This is a genomic window from Streptomyces griseofuscus (assembly GCF_014673495.1).
GTDB lineage: Bacteria > Actinomycetota > Actinomycetes > Streptomycetales > Streptomycetaceae > Streptomyces > Streptomyces murinus.
Map to the genome: position 1 here is coordinate 8,550,497 of NZ_CP051006.1, position 17,028 is coordinate 8,567,524.

Below are 17,028 nucleotides of genomic sequence, written 5' to 3' on the forward strand. Positions count from 1 at the left end.
GAAGTGGTCTTGTCCGGTCCGCTCGAACTGGCGAGCCGCTGTCGTTCGTTGTTGGGGATGTGCGCTTCCGGACGGGCCGTTGCGGTGAGGGTTGAATCAAGGTGCCGCTGTGACAGGCGAGTTGATGTTCCGTGACATTTCCTTGTGCGAAACGGGGCGAACCCGGTGATCCGGCGTTGCAGGCGGCTACGCCGCCGACCAGCAGGCGCCGGGCTTCGTCCCGTCCGATGGGACGGCCTCGCATGTCGGCGAGAACGCGGGCGCCGTGATGCGGGCGAGGCGGCGGTGGTGCATGAGCCGGCTGAAGGTGCGCTCGATGGTCCACCGCCGCGGGATGACCACGAGGCTGGTAGGCAACGCGCGGTTCGAGTCCACGGACTGAAGCTCCATCGCGGTCGGGTCACCGCTGGGTGGGGCGGCGATCGGCCTGTTCAGCCCGGTCGTCACCGTGATCGCCGACGCGTTCAGCTGCCTCCTGTCCGGCTGTGCCGGAGCGTGTCCGGTTGTCCCCGCCGATGTCTGTTCATGCCCGAATGTCACCCGAATCTGTTTACTTTCCCGCGCTGCACGCCTAACCTCCTCGGTAAACGACAGATTCGGGCATCGGCCGGAGGGAGACGGACATGTACGCAGCGGAGCGACAGCAGGAGATCCTCCGGCTCGCCCGTGACGGCGGCCGGGTGGACGTCGTGTCGCTCGCCGAGGAGCTCCAGGTGACGGCGGAGACGATCCGCCGCGACCTCAAGGCCCTCGACCGGGCCGGACTGCTGCGCCGGGTGCACGGCGGTGCCATCCCGGCCGGCCGCCTCGACTTCGAACCGGACCTCATCGAACGCGAGTCCACGGCGGCCGACGAGAAGGACCGCATCGCCAAGGCGGCCCTGGCCGAACTGCCCGTCGAGGGCTCCGTGATCCTCGACGCCGGCACCACTGTGGCCCGCCTGGCCGCCGCGCTCCCGCTGGACAGCGAGCTGACCGTCGTCACCCACTCCCTGCCCATCGCCGCCCGCCTCGCCGACCACCCCGGCCTCCAGCTCCACCTGGTCGGCGGCCGCGTACGGCACCGTACCCGGGCCGCCGTGGACGCCTGGGCGCTGCGCGCGTACGGCGAGATCCGCGCCGACGTGTTGTTCGTCGCCGCCAACGGCTTCTCCACCGCGCACGGACTGACCACCCCCGACCTCGCCGAGGCCGCCGTGAAGCGGGCCGCCGTCGCCGCCGCCCGCCGGGTGGTGCTGCTCGCCGACTCCGACAAGCACGGCCAGGAGCACTTCGCCCGCTTCGGCGACCTGGAGGACGTGGACCTGCTGATCACCGACAGCGCCCTGAGCTCAGAGGACGCCGCCGCCATCGAGCGCGCCGGCACGGAGGTGGTCCGCGCATGATCGTCACCGTCACCCCCAACCCGTCCCTGGACCGCACCTACGAGGTCCCTTCCCTCGACCGCGGCGAGGTCGTCCGCGCCACTGGCGAACGCATGGACCCCGGTGGCAAGGGTGTCAACGTCTCGCGCGCCGTGGCCGCCGCCGGCCGCCGCACCGTCGCCGTACTGCCCCTGGGCGGCGCGCCGGGCGCCCTCGTCGCCGAACTCCTCGCCGCGCAGGGGATCGAGGTCGCCCCGGTCCAGGTCGCCGGGACCACCCGTTCCAACATCGCCCTCGCCGAGGCGGACGGTGTCCTGACGAAGATCAACGCGCCCGGCCCGGAACTCGGCCCGGAGGAGAGGGAACTGCTCCTGCGGACCGTACGGCGCCAGGCGCACGGCGCCGACTGGATCGCCTGCTGCGGCAGCCTCCCGCGCGGCCTCGCCCCCTCCTGGTACGCCGACCTCGTCGCCCGGGCGCACGCCGCCGGGGTGCGCATCGCGCTGGACACCTCCGGGCCCGCCCTCCTGGCGGCACTGCGCGAGGGCCCGGACGTGGTCAAGCCCAATGCCGAGGAACTCGCCGAGGCCGTCGGGCGCCCCCTGGCGACGGTGGGCGACGCGCTGAAGGCGGCCGAGGATCTGCGCTCGCTCGGCGCGGGCGCGGTGCTGGCGAGCCTCGGCGCCGACGGGCAACTCCTCGTGACCGGCGCGAGCGCCTGGTACGGCGGCGCGCCGGTGGCCGCCGTCCGCAGCAACGTCGGCGCGGGCGATGCCTCGCTGGCCGGTTTCCTCATCGCGGGCGGCGCGGGCCCCGAGGCCCTGGCCTCGGCCGTCGCGCACGGCGCGGCCGCCGTCCAGCTGCCCGGCAGCGTGATGCCCACCCCGGCCGACCTGTCCCCGGCGGCGGTCACGGTGACGGCCGACGTCCCCCTCGACCGCCCCCTGACGGACCCTGCGCCATGACCCGCCCCACGGCCCCCGCCGCTCTCCGGGGAACCCAGCGCCGAATCCGGACCCGGAGCCCGACCGTGGGCTCTCCGCCCGCGGCCCACACGGCCGGTACGGCCTCCGCCGCGCCCCGCGGTACCCGTGCCGGGGTCCCGGCCCCAGCCCCCGCCGCCCCCCACGGCATCCCCGTCCCCACCCCCGCCCCGGCTTCCCCCGCCGCTCGGGCGACACGCGTGCGAAGGAGCCCGCGATGAGCGAGATGATCACCGCGGACCTGGTCGACCTCGACCTGTCCGCCGAAACCAAGGAAGCGGCGGCGCGCGCCCTCGCCGAGCGGATGGCGGCCCTGGGCCGGGTGACCGACCTGGCGGGCTTCCTCGCCGACGTGGCCACCCGCGAGGCGCAGATGCCGACCGGCCTGGACGGCGGCATCGGCATCCCGCACTGCCGCAGCGCCCACGTCACCGAGCCGACGCTCGCCTTCGGACGCAGCGCCGCCGGGATCGACTTCGGCGCCGCGGACGGCCCCGCCGACCTGGTCTTCCTGATCGCCGCACCGACGGGCGCGGACGACGCTCACCTGACGATCCTGTCCGCCCTGGCCCGCCAGCTGATGAACGCCGAGTTCACGGCCGCGCTGCGCTCGGCCGCCGACACGGCGACGGCGGCGGCGCTGATCCGGGGGGACGTGACTCCGCAGCAGGCCGCCGCGGCGCAGGCGGAGGCGGCCCCGCCCTCGGGTGAGGCGGCCTCGGGCTCCGCGCAGACCTCCCCGGCCGACGACGAGGCACCGGCGGAGGCGGGCGCGCCGGACGCGGCCCCCACCCCCTCGGAAGCACCCGCCCCGAAGGACACAACGGGCCCCGCCACCGCCGGTCCCACCCCCGAGCACCCCTTCAGGATCGTCGCCGTCACCTCCTGTCCCACCGGCATCGCGCACACGTACATGGCCGCCGAGTCGCTGGAGAACGCCGGCCGGGAGGCGGGCGTCGAACTCGTCGTCGAGACCCAGGGCTCGGCCGGCTTCACCCGCCTCGCCCCGGCGCTGATCGCCGCGGCGGACGGCGTGATCCTCGCCCACGACGTCCCCGTACGGGACAAGGACCGCTTCGCCGGGAAACCGACCGTGGACGTCGGCGTGAAGGCCGGCATCAACCGCCCCGGCGAACTGATTGCCGAGATCCGGCAGAAGGCCGCCCGGGGTGAGACGACCGCCCCGGCCGCCCCCGGCACCCCCGTCGAACGCACCGGTGAACCCGGCGAGGGCTACGGCACCAAGCTGCGCAAGTGGCTCATGTCGGGCGTCAGTTACATGGTCCCGTTCGTCGCGGCCGGCGGTCTGCTGATCGCGATCGGCTTCGCGCTCGGCGGCTACAAGGTCAACAAGGCCCCCTCGGTCATGGACCACTTCGTCTGGACCCAGACCGACAGCTGGGCCGCGCTGATGTTCCAGATCGGCGGGGTGGCCTTCGCCTTCCTCGTCCCGGTCCTGGCCGGCTACATCGCCTACGGCATCGCCGACCGCCCCGGCCTGGTCCCCGGCTTCGTCGGCGGTTCGATCGCGCTGACCATCAACGCCGGCTTCCTCGGTGGCCTGGCAGCCGGACTGATCTCCGGCGCCGTGGTGACGGCGATCCAGCGGGTGCGGATACCGCAGGCGCTGCGCGGCATCATGCCGGTGGTGGTGATCCCGCTGATCTCCTCGGCCGTCGTCGGGTTCCTGATGTTCGTCGTCATCGGCAAGCCCATCGCCACCGCGCAGAAGGGCATGACGGACTGGCTGTCCGGGCTCAGCGGCGCCAACGCCGTGCTGCTCGGCGCGCTGCTCGGCCTGATGATGTGCTTCGACCTCGGCGGCCCGGTCAACAAGGTCGCCTACACCTTCGCCACCGCCGGGATCGCGGTCTCCGACCCGAGCGACTCGGCGATGAAGATCATGGCCGCGGTGATGGCGGCGGGCATGGTGCCCCCGCTGGCCATGGCCCTGGCCACCACTGTGCGCGGCCGGCTCTTCACCGAGACCGAGCGGGAGAACGGCAAGGCCGCCTGGGTCCTGGGCGCCTCGTTCATCTCCGAGGGCGCGATCCCGTTCGCCGCGGCCGATCCGCTGCGGGTCATCCCGTCGGCGATGGCGGGCGGCGCGCTCACCGGAGCCCTGTCGATGGCCTTCGGCGCCACCCTGCGCGCCCCGCACGGCGGCGTCTTCGTGGTCCCGCTGATCGGCAACCCGTTCCTCTACCTGATCGCCGTCGCGGCAGGCGTGTGCGCCTCGACGGCCCTGGTGGTCGCCCTCAAGACCCTGCGCGGCTCCGCCCCGGGCGCCCCGGGCGGCAAGCGGGAGAAGGACGAGCACGGGCAGGCGGCGCGGGCTGGGTCGGCCGACCGCGAACAGCCGGTGGCCGCCTGACGGCCCCGACGCGGCCCTGCCGCTTTGGGGTGTTGCGAACAGTTCACGCCACTTCGAGATACGTCATGGTCCGGGGCCGATGCCCCGGACCGTGGTGTTCAACCGAGGCGCCGGAGGCGGCGCGCGTCGCGGCGGGACTGGGCGGACTTCTGGGACCGCTGCGGCGTGCCCTCCTGCGCGCCACCCGCAACGCCGAGGGGCTGCCCGACCTGCCGGAGGCGCAGCTCGAACTCCTGCGGGTCCTGTCCTCCTCGCCCGAGGGCCTCAGCCCCGGCGCTGCGGCCACACGCGTGCGGGTGGCACCGTCCACCGTGAGCAACCTGGTCCGGGCGATGTCCGCCGCACGGCTGGTGGAACGGGTCCGGCCCGAGCACGACCAACGGACGGTGGTGCTCAACGCGTCGAAGGAAGCCCTGAACCTGCTGGAGCCGGTCCAGAGCCGGTAGCGCCCCCCCGGTCGGCGTCGGACAGCTCCTCCACGAGGCGGGTGAGGGCCGTGGTGCCCGCCCGGTCGTAGGGCTGGTCACCGCACCGGAGAGCGGCGAAAGCGCCCCGTCGGACTCGGCCAGTCCATGATCGGACCGCGCCGCCCCGTCGAGTCCAACCCTGGACGGGTGTGGAAGGCGTTGTGGCAAGAGGACCCGGCTCGGCATACGGCCGGCTGCGTGTCTGGCAGTCGGTACTGGCGCAGCGCGGCTGGTGTGGGCCGCCGCAGCGCGGTAGGTGTCGCCGCCCCGGCCACCCGGCGGCGGCGCGACTCCAGCAGCGACCGCTCGTGATGCGTCGCGTGATCAGCCGGACAGCACACCTAGGGCGTGCTCCCCGGAGCCGCCGCGCCCAGCGCGTTCAGGATCAGTTCCAGCGCCGTCTCGAACGAACTGCCCGCCATCAGGCGCAACTCCGTGCGTGCCGCGGCCAGGTGCGGGTGGCCTGTGCCGGCCAGTTCGGCGTAGGCGCCGGTCCAGGCACGGTCGTCGGCCTCGCGGCGCTCCGGCGGGAGCGCCAGGTGGGCAGCGTCGAGGGCCGCGTGGCCGAGCACGGTGTCCACGAACGCCGAGTAGTGGCGCACAGCGTCGGCGTCGCCGAACCCGGCCCGGCGCAGCAGCCCGATCCCCGCGTCCACGGCCCTGATCTCGTGGGGCCGCCGTGTCACCCGGTACGCGGCGAGCGCGGCCACCCGCGGCTGCTTCCGGTAGCCGCGGTGGATCCGCAGGGCCATCTCGCGCAGCGCGTCCTGCCACGGCATACGGTCTGGCTCGAACCCGGCCATCGCCTCGCCGATGATCCGGTCGGCGACGGCCAGCAACAGATCGTCGGTGTCGTGGAAGTACCGGTACAGCGCGCTCGGATCGCAGCCCAGCGCGGCGCCGAGCCGCCGCACGCTCAGCGCGTCCGGGCCGTGCTGCCCGACGAGCCGCAGCGCGCAGTCGACGATCACGTCCTCGGACAGCAGCACCCCCGACTTGGTCGGTCTGCGCCGTCGCCGCTCCGCTGGAATCCGCCCATCCGTCACCGTACGCGCCCCTTCCCACGGCTCTCAGCCGTTCCGTGACCGTCTTATGTCAACACCATTGACGCAATGTTGACAAGGTCGGTTTGATCGCAGCCTCCTCCCACACCTCCCGTTCTCCGGTTTCAGGAGTGTCCATGAGAAGTGAACCCCCCGGCCTGCGGCGTTCCCTGGGTGTCGTCGACGGCATCGCCATCGCGGCCTCCAGTACGGCCGCCACCACGAGCATCGGCATCGGGATGGGCTCGCTCGCCGCGACCGTGGGCCCTCAGGCGCCGGCGATCCTGCTGGTGGCGTTCCTCCCGATCCTCGGCATCGCGACGGCGTACGCCCGGCTCAACCGGCACGAGCGGAACATGGGCAGCGGCTACGTCTGGGTCGGTCGCTCGCTCGGCCCCTGGCTCGGCTTCCTCACCGGCTGGGTCACGCTGGTCGGCACCCTGATCTTCATGGCGTACACGAGCGCGGTGACCGGCTCGGTGTTCCTCCAGTTCGCGAACAAGGCCCAGCTGCACGCGATCGGCGGCTTGCGCCTGGACCCGAACTCGACGGCGCTGTCCACCCTGGTCGGCCTGGTGGTGCTGGCGGCCGTCACGGTCACCGCCGTCACCGGGGTGCGCAAGGCGACTCGGCTCCAGGCGTGGCTGCTGGTCTTCGAGTACACAGTGCTGCTCGGCTTCTGCGGCTGGGCGATGGCCACCGGCGCGCACGGTTTCTCCTGGTCGTGGCTGAACCCGTTCGCCGTGCACGACGCCACCGGCTTCGCCCAGGGCCTGGTCCTCGCGGTGTTCTTCTTCTGGGGCTGGGACGCGGCGTTCAGCGTCACCGAGGAGACCCACGACGTGGGGGACGCGGGCCGCGGCGGATTCATCGCGCTGTTCACGATGCTGGCGCTTTTCCTGTTCGGGTCCGTGGCCTTCCAGCGTGAGATGTCGCTGCCCGAGCTCCTGGAGCAGGGGCCGCAGGCACTCACCTACCTCGGCGCGAAGCTGGCGGACGAGCCGTGGGCGAGCCTGCCGCTGCTGGCACTGCTGTTCTCGGCCGTGGCGTCGCTGCAGTCCAGCGTGATCCCGACGGCGCGCGGGCTGCTGGCGATGGGCCGGGACCGCACCATGGGCCAGGTGTGGACGCGGGTCAGCCCGCGCTACGGCTCCCCGGCGGTCGGCACCGTCCTCGTCACGTCGATCGCTGCGGCCATGGCGCTGCTGGCGCTCGCCATCCCCAAGCTGAACGAGATGATCCTCGCGGCCGTGGACTCGATCGGTCTCGTGGTCGCCCTGTACTACGGCCTGACCGCGCTGGCCGGCGCGGTGCGCTTCCGAGGCTTGCTGCGCACGGCGCCCCGCGAGGCGCTGCGCGCGGTCGTCGTGCCCGGCCTGAGCGGGCTCGCGCTGCTGGGCATCGGCTGCTACCTCGGACGAGACTACGCGACCATGAGCGACCACTTCCAACTCAGCCCGGACAACGGTTGGTTCATGCTGTCGGTGCCCACCGCGATCCTGCTGTCGGGGCTCGTCATGGCGGCCGTCGCCAAGTACCGCCGCCGCTCGCCGTACTTCGTCAGCGGATGCAAAACCGACGCCGGCACCGACACCGTCCCGCTGGCCGCGACCGACGCTCGCGGACCCGTGTAGCACCCGTAGAAGCCGCCAGCACCCCGTAACATCCTTATCGAATTCAGGAGTTGTCCTCATGTCCGACGCCACTACCGCTGACCTGGTCTTCACCGGCGGTCCGGTCCACACCGGTTCACCGGCCCGGTCCCGGGCGACCACCGTTGCCGTGCGCGGCGAGCGGATCGTCGCCGTCGGGCACGACGAGGTGCGCGAGCTGATCGGCCCGCGTACCGAGGTCGTGGACCTGGCCGGCCGGCTGCTGGTGCCGGGCTTCCAGGACGCGCACGCGCACCCCGTCGGCGGCGGCCTGGAGATGGGTCAGTGCGACCTGAGCGGGGCGGCGACCCGGGCCGAGTACCGGGAGCGGATCACCGCGTACGCCCGGACACACGCCGACGCCGAGTGGATCACCGGTGGCGGCTGGGCGATGGAGGCGTTCCCCGGCGGCCTGCCGACGGCGGCCGAACTGGACGACCTCGTGTCCGACCGTCCGGTCTATCTGGTCAACCGCGACCACCACGGCGCCTGGGTCAACTCCCGCGCCCTGGAGCGGGCGGGACTCGACGCCCGTACCCCCGACCCGTCCGACGGGCGAGTCGAGCGGCATCCGGACGGCACGCCGACGGGCATGCTCCAGGAGGGAGCCGCCAACCTGGTGGGCCGTCTGGTCCCCCAGGTCAGCCGCGAGGAACGGGTGGCCGGGCTGCTGCGTGCCCAGCGACTGCTGCACTCGCTCGGCATCACCGCCTGGCAGGACGCCTTGCTCGGCGAACACGCCAACCTCACCGATCCCACTGACGCCTATCTGGCCTGCGCCGAGGACGGCTCCCTCACCGCGCGGGTCGTCGGCGCGCTGTGGTGGGACCGGGCGCGCGGCACCGAGCAGATCGAGGAGTTGCTGGCCCGGCGCGCGGCGGGCACCAGGGGGCGGCTCCGCTCGACCACCGTCAAGATCATGCAGGACGGGGTCGCCGAGAACGGCACGGCGGCGCTGCTCAGCCCGTACCTGGACGGCTGCGGGTGCGCGTCCGACAACAGCGGGATCAGCTTCGTGCCACCGGAGGACCTGAAGACGTACGTCACCGAGCTCGACAGCCACGGTTTCCAGGTGCACTTCCACGCGCTTGGCGACCGCGCGGTGCGGGAGGCGCTGGACGCGGTGGAGGCGGCCCGGCGGGCCAACGGCCGTACGGACACCCGGCCGCACCTGGCCCACCTGCAAGTGGTGCACCCGGACGACATCGGCCGGTTCCGTGAGCTGGGCGCGACGGCCAACCTCCAGCCGCTGTGGGCGGCGCACGAGCCGCAGATGGACGAGCTGACCATCCCGTTCCTGGGCGCTGAGCGGGCCTCGTGGCAGTACCCGTTCGGGGCGCTCCTGCGGTCAGGGGCGACGCTCGCAGCGGGCAGCGACTGGCCGGTGAGCAGCCCCGATCCACTCCAGGGCATCCACGTGGCGGTGAACCGGGTGGCGCCGGAAGCGCCCGCGGGGACGCCGGTCTTCCTGCCCGGCGAGCGCATCGGACTGCACGACGCGCTGAGCGCGTACACGGCCGGCAGCGCCTACGTGAACCACCTCGACCATGAGACGGGTACGGTCGCCGAGGGGTTCCTGGCGGATCTGGTGGTACTTGACCGTGATCCGTTCGCCGGGCCGCCCGAGGAGATCGGTGCCACGCGCGTGGAGCAGACCTTCGTGGGCGGCCGCCGGGTGTTCGGCTGAGTCGGGCATCGGCGGCGCGACGGAAGCCGCGGTTCCCGCTGCCGGGTCCGGGGGTGTCGCGGGTGCGGGCGGCGATCCGGTAGCGGTTGTGGTAGGAGTGCCTGTGCGTGTCTTGCCGCGGGCCCGGCAGTGGTCGTAGAAGGTGTGGGAGACGGGGTCGTGCAGGGTGGCGAGGGGGACTGCTGCACGAACAGGTGACACCTTGATGAACCTGCCGGGGCAGGACGGCGAGGGAGGTCGCCGTTGATGGGGATCTTTGAAAACGGCCAGATACGCTCGTCGCGCCAAACGGTTCGCTGCTCATCGAAGTGGGGAGTTTCAGCGAATGCCGGGCGCGTTGTCGGCCGGGGCCGGGCCGCTCGCGGAGTGCGCGGGACGAGCCCCCGGCAGGACGCCATGTGCCGTGCCGTGTCGTGAGCACTCTTCCAGAGCACGGGTGGGGCTTCAGAACGGGCGATCGCCCGTGCCCAGAACAACGAGTTCGGTGCTGCCCAGCACCTCCGCGAGCGCCTGCGGCGCGCCGCGCATGTGGACGTAGTCCCACTGCGCGCGGCGGATCACCTGCTCCGGGTGACTGAGCGCGCTCAGCACATCCCAGTGCAGGGCCTGGGCCCAGACGTACCCGGGCTCGCCGTCGACGTCCATGTCCTCCGCGTCGATCGGGGTGTCCGCCAGCGCGCAGGCCAAGCGGTGGCTGTTCACGGGCCCGGTGGCGAAGTCCAGGAACGCAGTGGGATCCGCGCCCACGGGTGCCCGGTTGCCGCTCGCATCGTCCCGGTCCGGCCGGGAGTCGTATCGGTGCGCGCGAACCCCGTCCCGCCAGACCTCCAATTTCAGTCGGTCACCGTCATACTGAAAGGCCGCCAGCACCGGGACGCTCAACTTGGTGCTGATCGGCCCAGCGAGCGTGAAGACATCGTTCTCGCCGACGAACCGGTCCGGATGGGCAAGGCAGAAACTCGGCCCGGCGGAGGTCGCGTAGCCGGCTGCACAGACCTCGTGCAGGACTGGGGCCGCCCGTTCGAGCGGCACAGGGATCAAGATCGTGCCGTACGTTGTCACGGCCTCACCTCCTAGACGCGGTGAACCTATGTGGCGGTTACGCTGCGCGGCAAACGAAATGCACGGCTCCCGGTGATCATGAGGTGTGGAGTCCCCGATCACCACGCCCGCTGACCTGCCTGGCGCAGGTGCCCGATCCACGGCGGCACCGGGGCCGACGCCACCCACTCGCCTTCGTCCCGTCCCTGGCAGCGTGCGCGGTCCTGGCCGGAGCGAAGTCCTTGGCCGCGATCGCGGAGTGGGCCCCTGACGCCCCGCCGCACGTCCTGGCCGGCTCGGAGGCCTATGCAGGGAGCCGGACCGCGGCCCCGTCGCCCCGGCCGAGGCCACCGTGCGTCGTGTCCTCCAGCGCATCGACGGCGACGCGCTGGATACGGCCGTCGGAAGTTGGCTCGCCGGGCGCGAACGCGCCGCCGGCCAGGCGGAGAACAGCAGCGACCGGCCCCTGCCCTCCCTTACCGTGGACGGCAGAATCGTGCGCGGTGCCCGCCGCACCGACGGCACCCAGGTCCACCTGCTCGCCGCGGTGACGGGGACCGGCCTGGTCACCGCCCAGCGGGAGGCGGACGACAGGACACGTGCCACCGCGTACGGCCGCGACGAGATCCGCCGGATCACGGCCGTCACCGTCACCGGGATCGCCATCGGCAAGGCCACCTGGAACGCGTCTACGGGGTGACCGACCTGGTGCAATGGCATCCGCTGGACTCCGCCAACACACCCACGACGCCAACCGTCCGCTCAACGCGGCCCTGCCCTGGGCGCGCGTCGATGGCGAGGGTGGTCGCGGACCAGAAGCCCTCCTGTTTGAACGCCTCGAACACGTCCTTGAGGCCCATGGCCTCGTTGACGGACTCCAGAACGCTCTTCTGGACGTCCTCGACCTTTCTCAGAATTTCGTCTTCCCTTGGCCTCGGATATATGAGCCTCCGGTCGCTGGGCGAGGGTTGACGTCGGCGATGTGCGGTGATAGGGAAAGGGGCCTGCTGGTCAGGCGGGAGGGGGAGGGGTATGCCTGGCTTCTTGTTGAGTCTAGGAATCGTGCTCGCGCTGTTCGGATTATTTGCCCTGCTGGCCCAGTCGGGAAATTACGTGACATATCGCCTCATGCGTGATCTGAAGAATCACGGCGCTGAGGGGGCGGCGGTCTTTCTCCGCGAGGAGTACGCGAGCGGGCCCAACAACCGGATGTATTTCGCCGTGCACCTCGAGGAGGGTGCGTCGCAGAGGGAATTCCATGAGTACATGCCGGAGGCGCCCGGCCCCGTCGGCACGGTCGTGCCGGTCGTCCACGACACCAGAAATCCGAAGCGTGCCCGGACGGGGCTCCGCAAGGACATGGACTTCGACAAGGAGCGACCGGTCGTCCTGCTGGTCGGAGGCGCGGGCGTGGTGCTGCTCATGGTGGGGCTGCTGCTATGCGTGCTCGCCGTCGCGATATGAGTGGCGCGAATGGTGTGGTGGACCCTTTGGATTGACCAGCTTCGCGGAAATCCGCGTCTGCGGATTCTGGAGCGTTCCCGTGTCGAGGCGAGGCGAGGCGGTGGGACGGGATCGGGGAAACCGGGCAGCGCGGGAGCGGACCGACCGGACTGCCGACGGCCACGTCGATCAGCACGCCGTCCGGGGCGGGGATGTACGACTCGTACGGCCGGGGACAGCCCGCCACACGCCGCCCAGCCGGTTCACGGCCTGGTTCGAGAGGGTTCTCGCCGTCGACGGGTCTCTCTTCGCTGGGGCCACGTGGGACCGGCCGTTGGCCCTCCCTCTCGACCCACGGCGTGAGGGCTGCGAGTCCGTGCTGGAACGCCTGCTGCGCCTTGCTCAGCTTTGCCGAGCGCTTGGCCTTCGGGCCGGAGACGGGACCTCAACGGGCTTCAGGCCCGGCTTTGACAGCCGCTCCTGCTGTTCGTTCGACAGCTGCGCCCAGGTGGCTTCGTCGGCCCCGCCAGTGCAGCAACGAGCACGCAAAGGAATCCGGTCCGCTGTGAGGGCATCAGGTGATCAACGCTCGGAATCAACTTTGACGTACGTCGTCAGGCTTGAGTCTCAACTCCCGTAATTACTGACCTTCAATGCGTGGTGTCGGCGGGGTTGCACGGCCAGCCCGGCCAGCCGGACACCTCCTGCGCAGGCCCGGCTCCAGAGGGCACTCAGTGGCAAACGGCGTGCAGCAACTACGTTGCCTGCCTGCGTCGATCGACACTCAACGTTGAGCCCCGTGGTTCGAACGGGACGGCCCGGCAGCCGGCCCGGAAGCGTTGTGCGTGCCCGTGTGAAATGCGCCCGATCGGCGTGTCCCGAAGATCGAATTTCCCCACTCTGCAATATTCGTCAAGGAATTGAGATGAGGGCACCAGTCGAAGGAGAAGCCGTGGTACGGGTCGGGTTGTTGGTGCGGGTGCAGGCGAAACCGGGCAAGGAATCAGAAGTGGCGCAGTTTCTGACGGCCGCCCAGGCGATTGTCGACCAGGAGCCCGACACCCGTGCCTGGTTCGCCGTTCAGTTCGACGCGTCCACGTTCGGCATCTTCGACGTGTTCCCCGACGACGCGGGTCGGCAAGCGCACCTGGCCGGGGGAGTGGGCACGGCGCTCGGGCAGCGGGCAGCGGAGCTGTTCACCGTGTCGCCCGCGATCGAGACCGTCGACGTACTCGCCTCGAAGCTCCCGACATGATCCCGGACCGATCGGTAGGGCATCCTCAGGACTGAATGGTGCCGGTGTGACGGACACGCGCGAGTGGCTCTGACCAGCAGCCGCCGGACGACTCGCCGGGGGCCATGATCCCACCCGGCAAGCCCCAGCCACCGGTATCGGTCCTGGCCGGAAGCGCTCGGTGTGACGGTGGCTTGAGGACCCGGCCGGCGCTGTGCAGGGTGTGGGAGGCCGGCCGGGCCGAGCGGAACCAGCCGTGTCAGGGCAGGCGGTAGTCCTCGTTCAGGGCTGCGCCTGCCTCTGGGTGCGTCTGGTCGTACCCGCGGGCGTCGCACTGGAGCCCGCCCACGATGCAGTGGTCGACCAGGGCCTTGAGCGTGGCATCGTCCCACCCGTTGAAGAAGTCGTAGTGGAAGGAGAAGCCGCGGCCACTGGCCAGGCGCACCTGGGACATGTCGCCGTTCACCGGAAACGCCATCTTGAACTCGATCATCGGCACCGCCACCGGATGGTCGGCGGGACAGACGTTGTCGTTAGTGCCCGGCTTGACCACCGGATAGGCCATGTGGCTGTGGTGGTCCGGTGTGTCGAGGTACTTGCCGTCCCAGCAACTGGGCGCCTGGAAGCGGATGTTGAGCTGTACGGAGGCATCTGTCGGGCAGCTGGCGGGGAAGTCGACGTTGAAGTAGCTGTCGCCGCACTCCCAGCCCTCCACGAAGCCGGGGTGGTGGCGGAACTGGTCGCTGCTCTGCATGGGGTCGCCCACGACGAACCGCAGCCCCTTGGGGAAGGGGCGGACGCTCGTGTAGTCGGTGACGCCGGCCTTGTAGTAGATCGTCTGCGGACCGACCGGAAGGATCTTCTGCTCGCCGTTGAACAGCGAGGGCATCCAGTACGCCGAGGCGTCACCGGGCGCCTTGCAGGTTGTGGCGCCGCCGTCGAGGGAAGCCGTGGTGCTGTAGGCGTTGGTCGAGGTGTTGCCCATGAACGTGTGGTCGTGGGACTTGCCGGGCTGACCGGGGAAGACGATCGGGTCGTCCGGAGCGGTGTGCGTGACCGAGCAGTTGGCCTGGAACTCGTGGAAGTAGCGGTGTGGCGGGTCGGCTGAGGACGGCGTGACGCCGGTGACCTGTGGCACGGCCGGTATGTAGCCGTCGCCGTCCGGGTCGTCGGCGGATGCCTGGGTGGACACGGCCATCGTGTGTCCCGGGTGGACGGCGCTCGCTGCGGCCGGTGCGCTGCCGGTGGTGTCGGTAGCAGCGGAGGCGATGGTGCCGACACCGAGCACGCCGGCCAGGAGGGCGGTGCCGAGGAGGAGTGCGGGGAGCCTTTTCGGACTCGATCTCATGGGGTCTCCTGCCCGTGGGGGAAGAGGGCCCGCGCACGTGTCTGTGACGCGGGTGGTGCGGTGGTGGCGGTGCCCTCCGCGGGTTCCTTCCTCGTGAGTTTCTCCGCTTGCCCTGTGCATGGGCGCTGTTTCGGGCTCCGCCATCGTCGTGTGGGGCACAGCGGTCAGCTGTAGACCCCCAGCTCGTGGAGCGAGTAGCCCCAACTGGTGCCGCGTGCGGTCAGTTGCAGACGCACGTACCGCGCGGTGGCCGACACGTCGATGAGGTCCACGTCGCCGTCGCCTGCGGTCGTGGAGTACACCGAGCGCCAGGTGCTGCCGTCGTCCGAGACCTGCACCTCGTAGGACTTGGCGTAGGCGGGGTCCCAGACGAGCTGGAGCTTGTGCAGGGCCTTCGGCGCGCCGAGGTCCACCTGGAACCACTGCGGGTCGCTCCAGTCGCTGGCCCAGCGGGTGTCGGTGTTGCCGTCGACGGCCAACTGCGGGGTGCAGGGGCAGTCGCCGTAGGACTGCTGGGAGGAGGAGGCGGTCGCGGGCCGGTTCAGCGCGACGTTGGTCCCGCTCACCTGCGGGGCGACGACCTTGACGGACTTCGTCTCGATGCCGGCGTTGCCATGCCCGTCCTCCGCCTGGAGATAGACCTTCCACACGCCGAGCTTCTGCGGTGCGGTGACGACGAAGGTGCCGTTGCCCGTCGAGCGCCACTGCGCCTCGACGAGCCGCTTGTCGCCGTTGGCGTAGTTGCCGCTGAGGAACACCTTGTATGTGATCGGGTCGCCGTCGGGATCGCGGACGTCGGCGTGCACGGTGAACTCGCCGCCGGCCGGCGCGGAGGAGGCGAGGTCGGCGGTCATGTTGCTGATGACCGGGGGTGTGTTGTCACCTGCTGTCGAGCCCGTGTACGCCTTCTTGACCGCGTAGTACGACAGTCGTTTCAAGCCGTCGGGCACGAGGTTGAACCACACCCCGCCGAAGTCGTGTTCGGTGCCGTAGTGAAAGAGAGTGGCGCCCAGGGCCACGCCCTGGTGGCCGGTCACACAGTTCCACGCCTTGGTGTACGCGTCCGCCTTCTGGATGTCGGTCGGCTCGTCGGGAATACCGTTGACGTCGTCGGGCACCTCCCACTCGCCGGCCGGACCGGTCTCGGTGATGATGTACGGCTTGGTGTAGCCGCCGTCGAGCCAGTCCTGGCGGACCTTGCACACGTTGCTGTACGAGTTCACCGCGTACAGGTCGAGGTCGGGGGCGTTGCGCTTGTAGTACGGCCACGCACCGGTCCAGGCGTCGGTCGAGGTGACCGGGTGGTCGGGATCGATGCTGTGGATCTTCTTGGCGACATCGTTGACGAAGCTGGTGTAGGCGTTGCGCTCCGCTTCCAACTGGCTGCCGCTGTAGCAGTTCTGCAAACCGAGCACCGACTCGTTGCCCACGTTCCACATCAGCGTCGCCGGATGGCTCTTGTAGGCGTCCACCCACTGGGCGAACTCGGTGAGCATGGCGTTCTTGTACGTGGTGTCGGTGACGTAGTCGACACAGCCGCCGGCTCCCGGCCCGCCGCCCGGCTGGAGCCAGAATCCGTTGATCACGCGGATGCCGTTGGCCGCCGCGGCGTCCAGCAGAGTCTTGCTGGAACCGTCGGTGCCCCAGGTGCGGATCGTGTTGGCGCCCATGGCCTTGACATCCGGCAGGTAGGTGGGCGCGTCGGACGCGGCCGGGCCCCAGGTGACCCCCTTGACCGTGTACGGCTGGCCGCCCACGGTCAGGCGCCAGTTGCCCTGGGTTCCCTCGACTTTGACGGCGCCGGAGGCGGGTGGCGGCGTGGTGTCGGCCGGGGAACCGTAGACCTGGAACTCCCACAGCGAGTACCCGTACCCGCTGGAACGGGCTAGCCCCTGCATCCGGACATAGCGGCCGGTGCCGGACACCGTGAGGTCATCGGTGCCGCCGTCGCCGCCGGTCACCGTCTTCAGGACGTGCCAGTCGATGCCGTTGTCGGACGCCTGGATCTCGTAGTCCTTGCCGTAGGCCGTCTCCCATGTCAGCACGACACGACTGAGAACGGACTCCTGGCCCAGGTCGACCTGGAGCCACTGCTGGTCGTTCCACTGACTGGCCCACCGGGTGCCCGTCAGGTCGCCGTCCACCGCGGCGGCGGCCGAGTAGCCCTCCCCTTCCTGGGAGGAGGCGGTGGCCGTCTTGCCCTGGGACAGCAGGGTGTCGGCCGCGTGTGCGCTCGGTGCGAACGCGGCGGTGATCAACGATGCAAGGAGGGCACCGACGGCGAGGACAGATGCAGCGGCCCGATGCGCGGCAGGGACGGTCGTGGAGGGCGGTCTGGACACGGGTGTGCTCCTGACAGTCGGTTCGATGGGGGTGTGGCCCCACCGGCCGG

Annotated in this window: 14 protein-coding genes and 2 pseudogenes; 11 read left to right on the forward strand and 5 right to left on the reverse strand. The window is 70.9% G+C overall.

Annotation, left to right across the window (positions count from 1 at the left end; genetic code table 11):
• Positions 1 to 186 precede the first annotated feature (186 nt).
• On the reverse strand, positions 187 to 375 hold the full coding sequence (locus tag HEP81_RS38360) for a hypothetical protein (protein WP_157854679.1): 189 nt from the start codon (positions 373 to 375) through the stop codon (positions 187 to 189).
• Here HEP81_RS38360 and HEP81_RS41935 point away from each other — a divergent pair.
• The 5 genes and pseudogenes from HEP81_RS41935 to HEP81_RS38380 form a co-directional block, all read left to right on the forward strand.
• Positions 347 to 481 (forward strand): annotated as a pseudogene (locus tag HEP81_RS41935) (MFS transporter); the annotation flags it as partial. The gene HEP81_RS38360 and the pseudogene HEP81_RS41935 sit on opposite strands and share 29 nt — an antisense overlap.
• A gap of 142 nt (positions 482 to 623) precedes the next feature.
• Positions 624 to 1,385: a DeoR/GlpR family DNA-binding transcription regulator gene (locus tag HEP81_RS38365; RefSeq protein WP_037663937.1), complete on the forward strand. Its 762-nt coding sequence runs from the start codon at positions 624 to 626 to the stop codon at positions 1,383 to 1,385.
• Entirely contained in the window at positions 1,382 to 2,329 is a 948-nt protein-coding gene (pfkB, locus tag HEP81_RS38370; protein WP_037663935.1) for a 1-phosphofructokinase, read from the forward strand. The genes HEP81_RS38365 and pfkB overlap by 4 nt, the downstream gene beginning before the upstream one ends.
• 235 nt (positions 2,330 to 2,564) lie before the next feature.
• Positions 2,565 to 4,721, forward strand: a complete 2,157-nt coding sequence (locus HEP81_RS38375; RefSeq protein ID WP_037663934.1) for a PTS fructose transporter subunit IIABC — start codon at positions 2,565 to 2,567, stop codon at positions 4,719 to 4,721.
• A gap of 65 nt (positions 4,722 to 4,786) precedes the next feature.
• Positions 4,787 to 5,167: a MarR family transcriptional regulator gene (locus HEP81_RS38380; RefSeq protein WP_154824058.1), complete on the forward strand. Its 381-nt coding sequence runs from the start codon at positions 4,787 to 4,789 to the stop codon at positions 5,165 to 5,167.
• A 362-nt stretch (positions 5,168 to 5,529) separates the two neighbouring features.
• Here the strand turns inward: HEP81_RS38380 and HEP81_RS38385 are convergent, their stop codons facing one another.
• The gene (locus HEP81_RS38385) at positions 5,530 to 6,234 is read right to left on the reverse strand and encodes a TetR/AcrR family transcriptional regulator (protein ID WP_037663931.1); all 705 of its coding nucleotides are present in this window, start codon (positions 6,232 to 6,234) and stop codon (positions 5,530 to 5,532) included.
• A gap of 134 nt (positions 6,235 to 6,368) precedes the next feature.
• Here HEP81_RS38385 and HEP81_RS38390 point away from each other — a divergent pair, with 134 nt between their 5' ends.
• Complete coding sequence (locus HEP81_RS38390) at positions 6,369 to 7,865, forward strand: APC family permease (protein WP_037663929.1); 1,497 nt, start codon at positions 6,369 to 6,371, stop codon at positions 7,863 to 7,865.
• Positions 7,866 to 7,923: 58 nt separating this feature from the next.
• Positions 7,924 to 9,570 (forward strand): amidohydrolase, encoded by a 1,647-nt coding sequence (locus HEP81_RS38395; RefSeq protein WP_037663928.1) that lies wholly within the window; start codon positions 7,924 to 7,926, stop codon positions 9,568 to 9,570.
• 444 nt (positions 9,571 to 10,014) lie between these two features.
• Here the strand turns inward: HEP81_RS38395 and HEP81_RS38400 are convergent, their stop codons facing one another.
• On the reverse strand, positions 10,015 to 10,632 hold the full coding sequence (locus tag HEP81_RS38400; RefSeq protein WP_037663926.1) for a hotdog family protein: 618 nt from the start codon (positions 10,630 to 10,632) through the stop codon (positions 10,015 to 10,017).
• Between the two features lie 128 nt (positions 10,633 to 10,760).
• Between HEP81_RS38400 and HEP81_RS42820 the strand changes: the two are divergent.
• The 4 genes and pseudogenes from HEP81_RS42820 to HEP81_RS38420 all read left to right on the forward strand — a co-directional run.
• A pseudogene (locus HEP81_RS42820) lies at positions 10,761 to 10,844 on the forward strand (hypothetical protein); the annotation flags it as partial.
• A gap of 119 nt (positions 10,845 to 10,963) precedes the next feature.
• Entirely contained in the window at positions 10,964 to 11,311 is a 348-nt protein-coding gene (locus HEP81_RS41940) for a hypothetical protein (protein WP_051850732.1), read from the forward strand.
• A 362-nt stretch (positions 11,312 to 11,673) separates the two neighbouring features.
• A complete protein-coding gene (locus HEP81_RS38415; protein WP_157854676.1) occupies positions 11,674 to 12,075 on the forward strand; it encodes a hypothetical protein in 402 nt (133 codons plus the stop codon).
• Between the two features lie 931 nt (positions 12,076 to 13,006).
• A complete protein-coding gene (locus HEP81_RS38420; RefSeq protein WP_037663920.1) occupies positions 13,007 to 13,309 on the forward strand; it encodes a putative quinol monooxygenase in 303 nt (100 codons plus the stop codon).
• A gap of 238 nt (positions 13,310 to 13,547) precedes the next feature.
• On the opposite strand, the gene HEP81_RS38425 is transcribed toward HEP81_RS38420, so the two are convergent.
• Both HEP81_RS38425 and HEP81_RS38430 read right to left on the reverse strand, forming a co-directional pair.
• A complete protein-coding gene (locus tag HEP81_RS38425; RefSeq protein ID WP_037663918.1) occupies positions 13,548 to 14,636 on the reverse strand; it encodes a DUF1996 domain-containing protein in 1,089 nt (362 codons plus the stop codon).
• 164 nt (positions 14,637 to 14,800) lie between these two features.
• The gene (locus HEP81_RS38430) at positions 14,801 to 16,978 is read right to left on the reverse strand and encodes a discoidin domain-containing protein (protein WP_037663916.1); all 2,178 of its coding nucleotides are present in this window, start codon (positions 16,976 to 16,978) and stop codon (positions 14,801 to 14,803) included.
• Between the last annotated feature and the right edge of the window lie 50 nt (positions 16,979 to 17,028).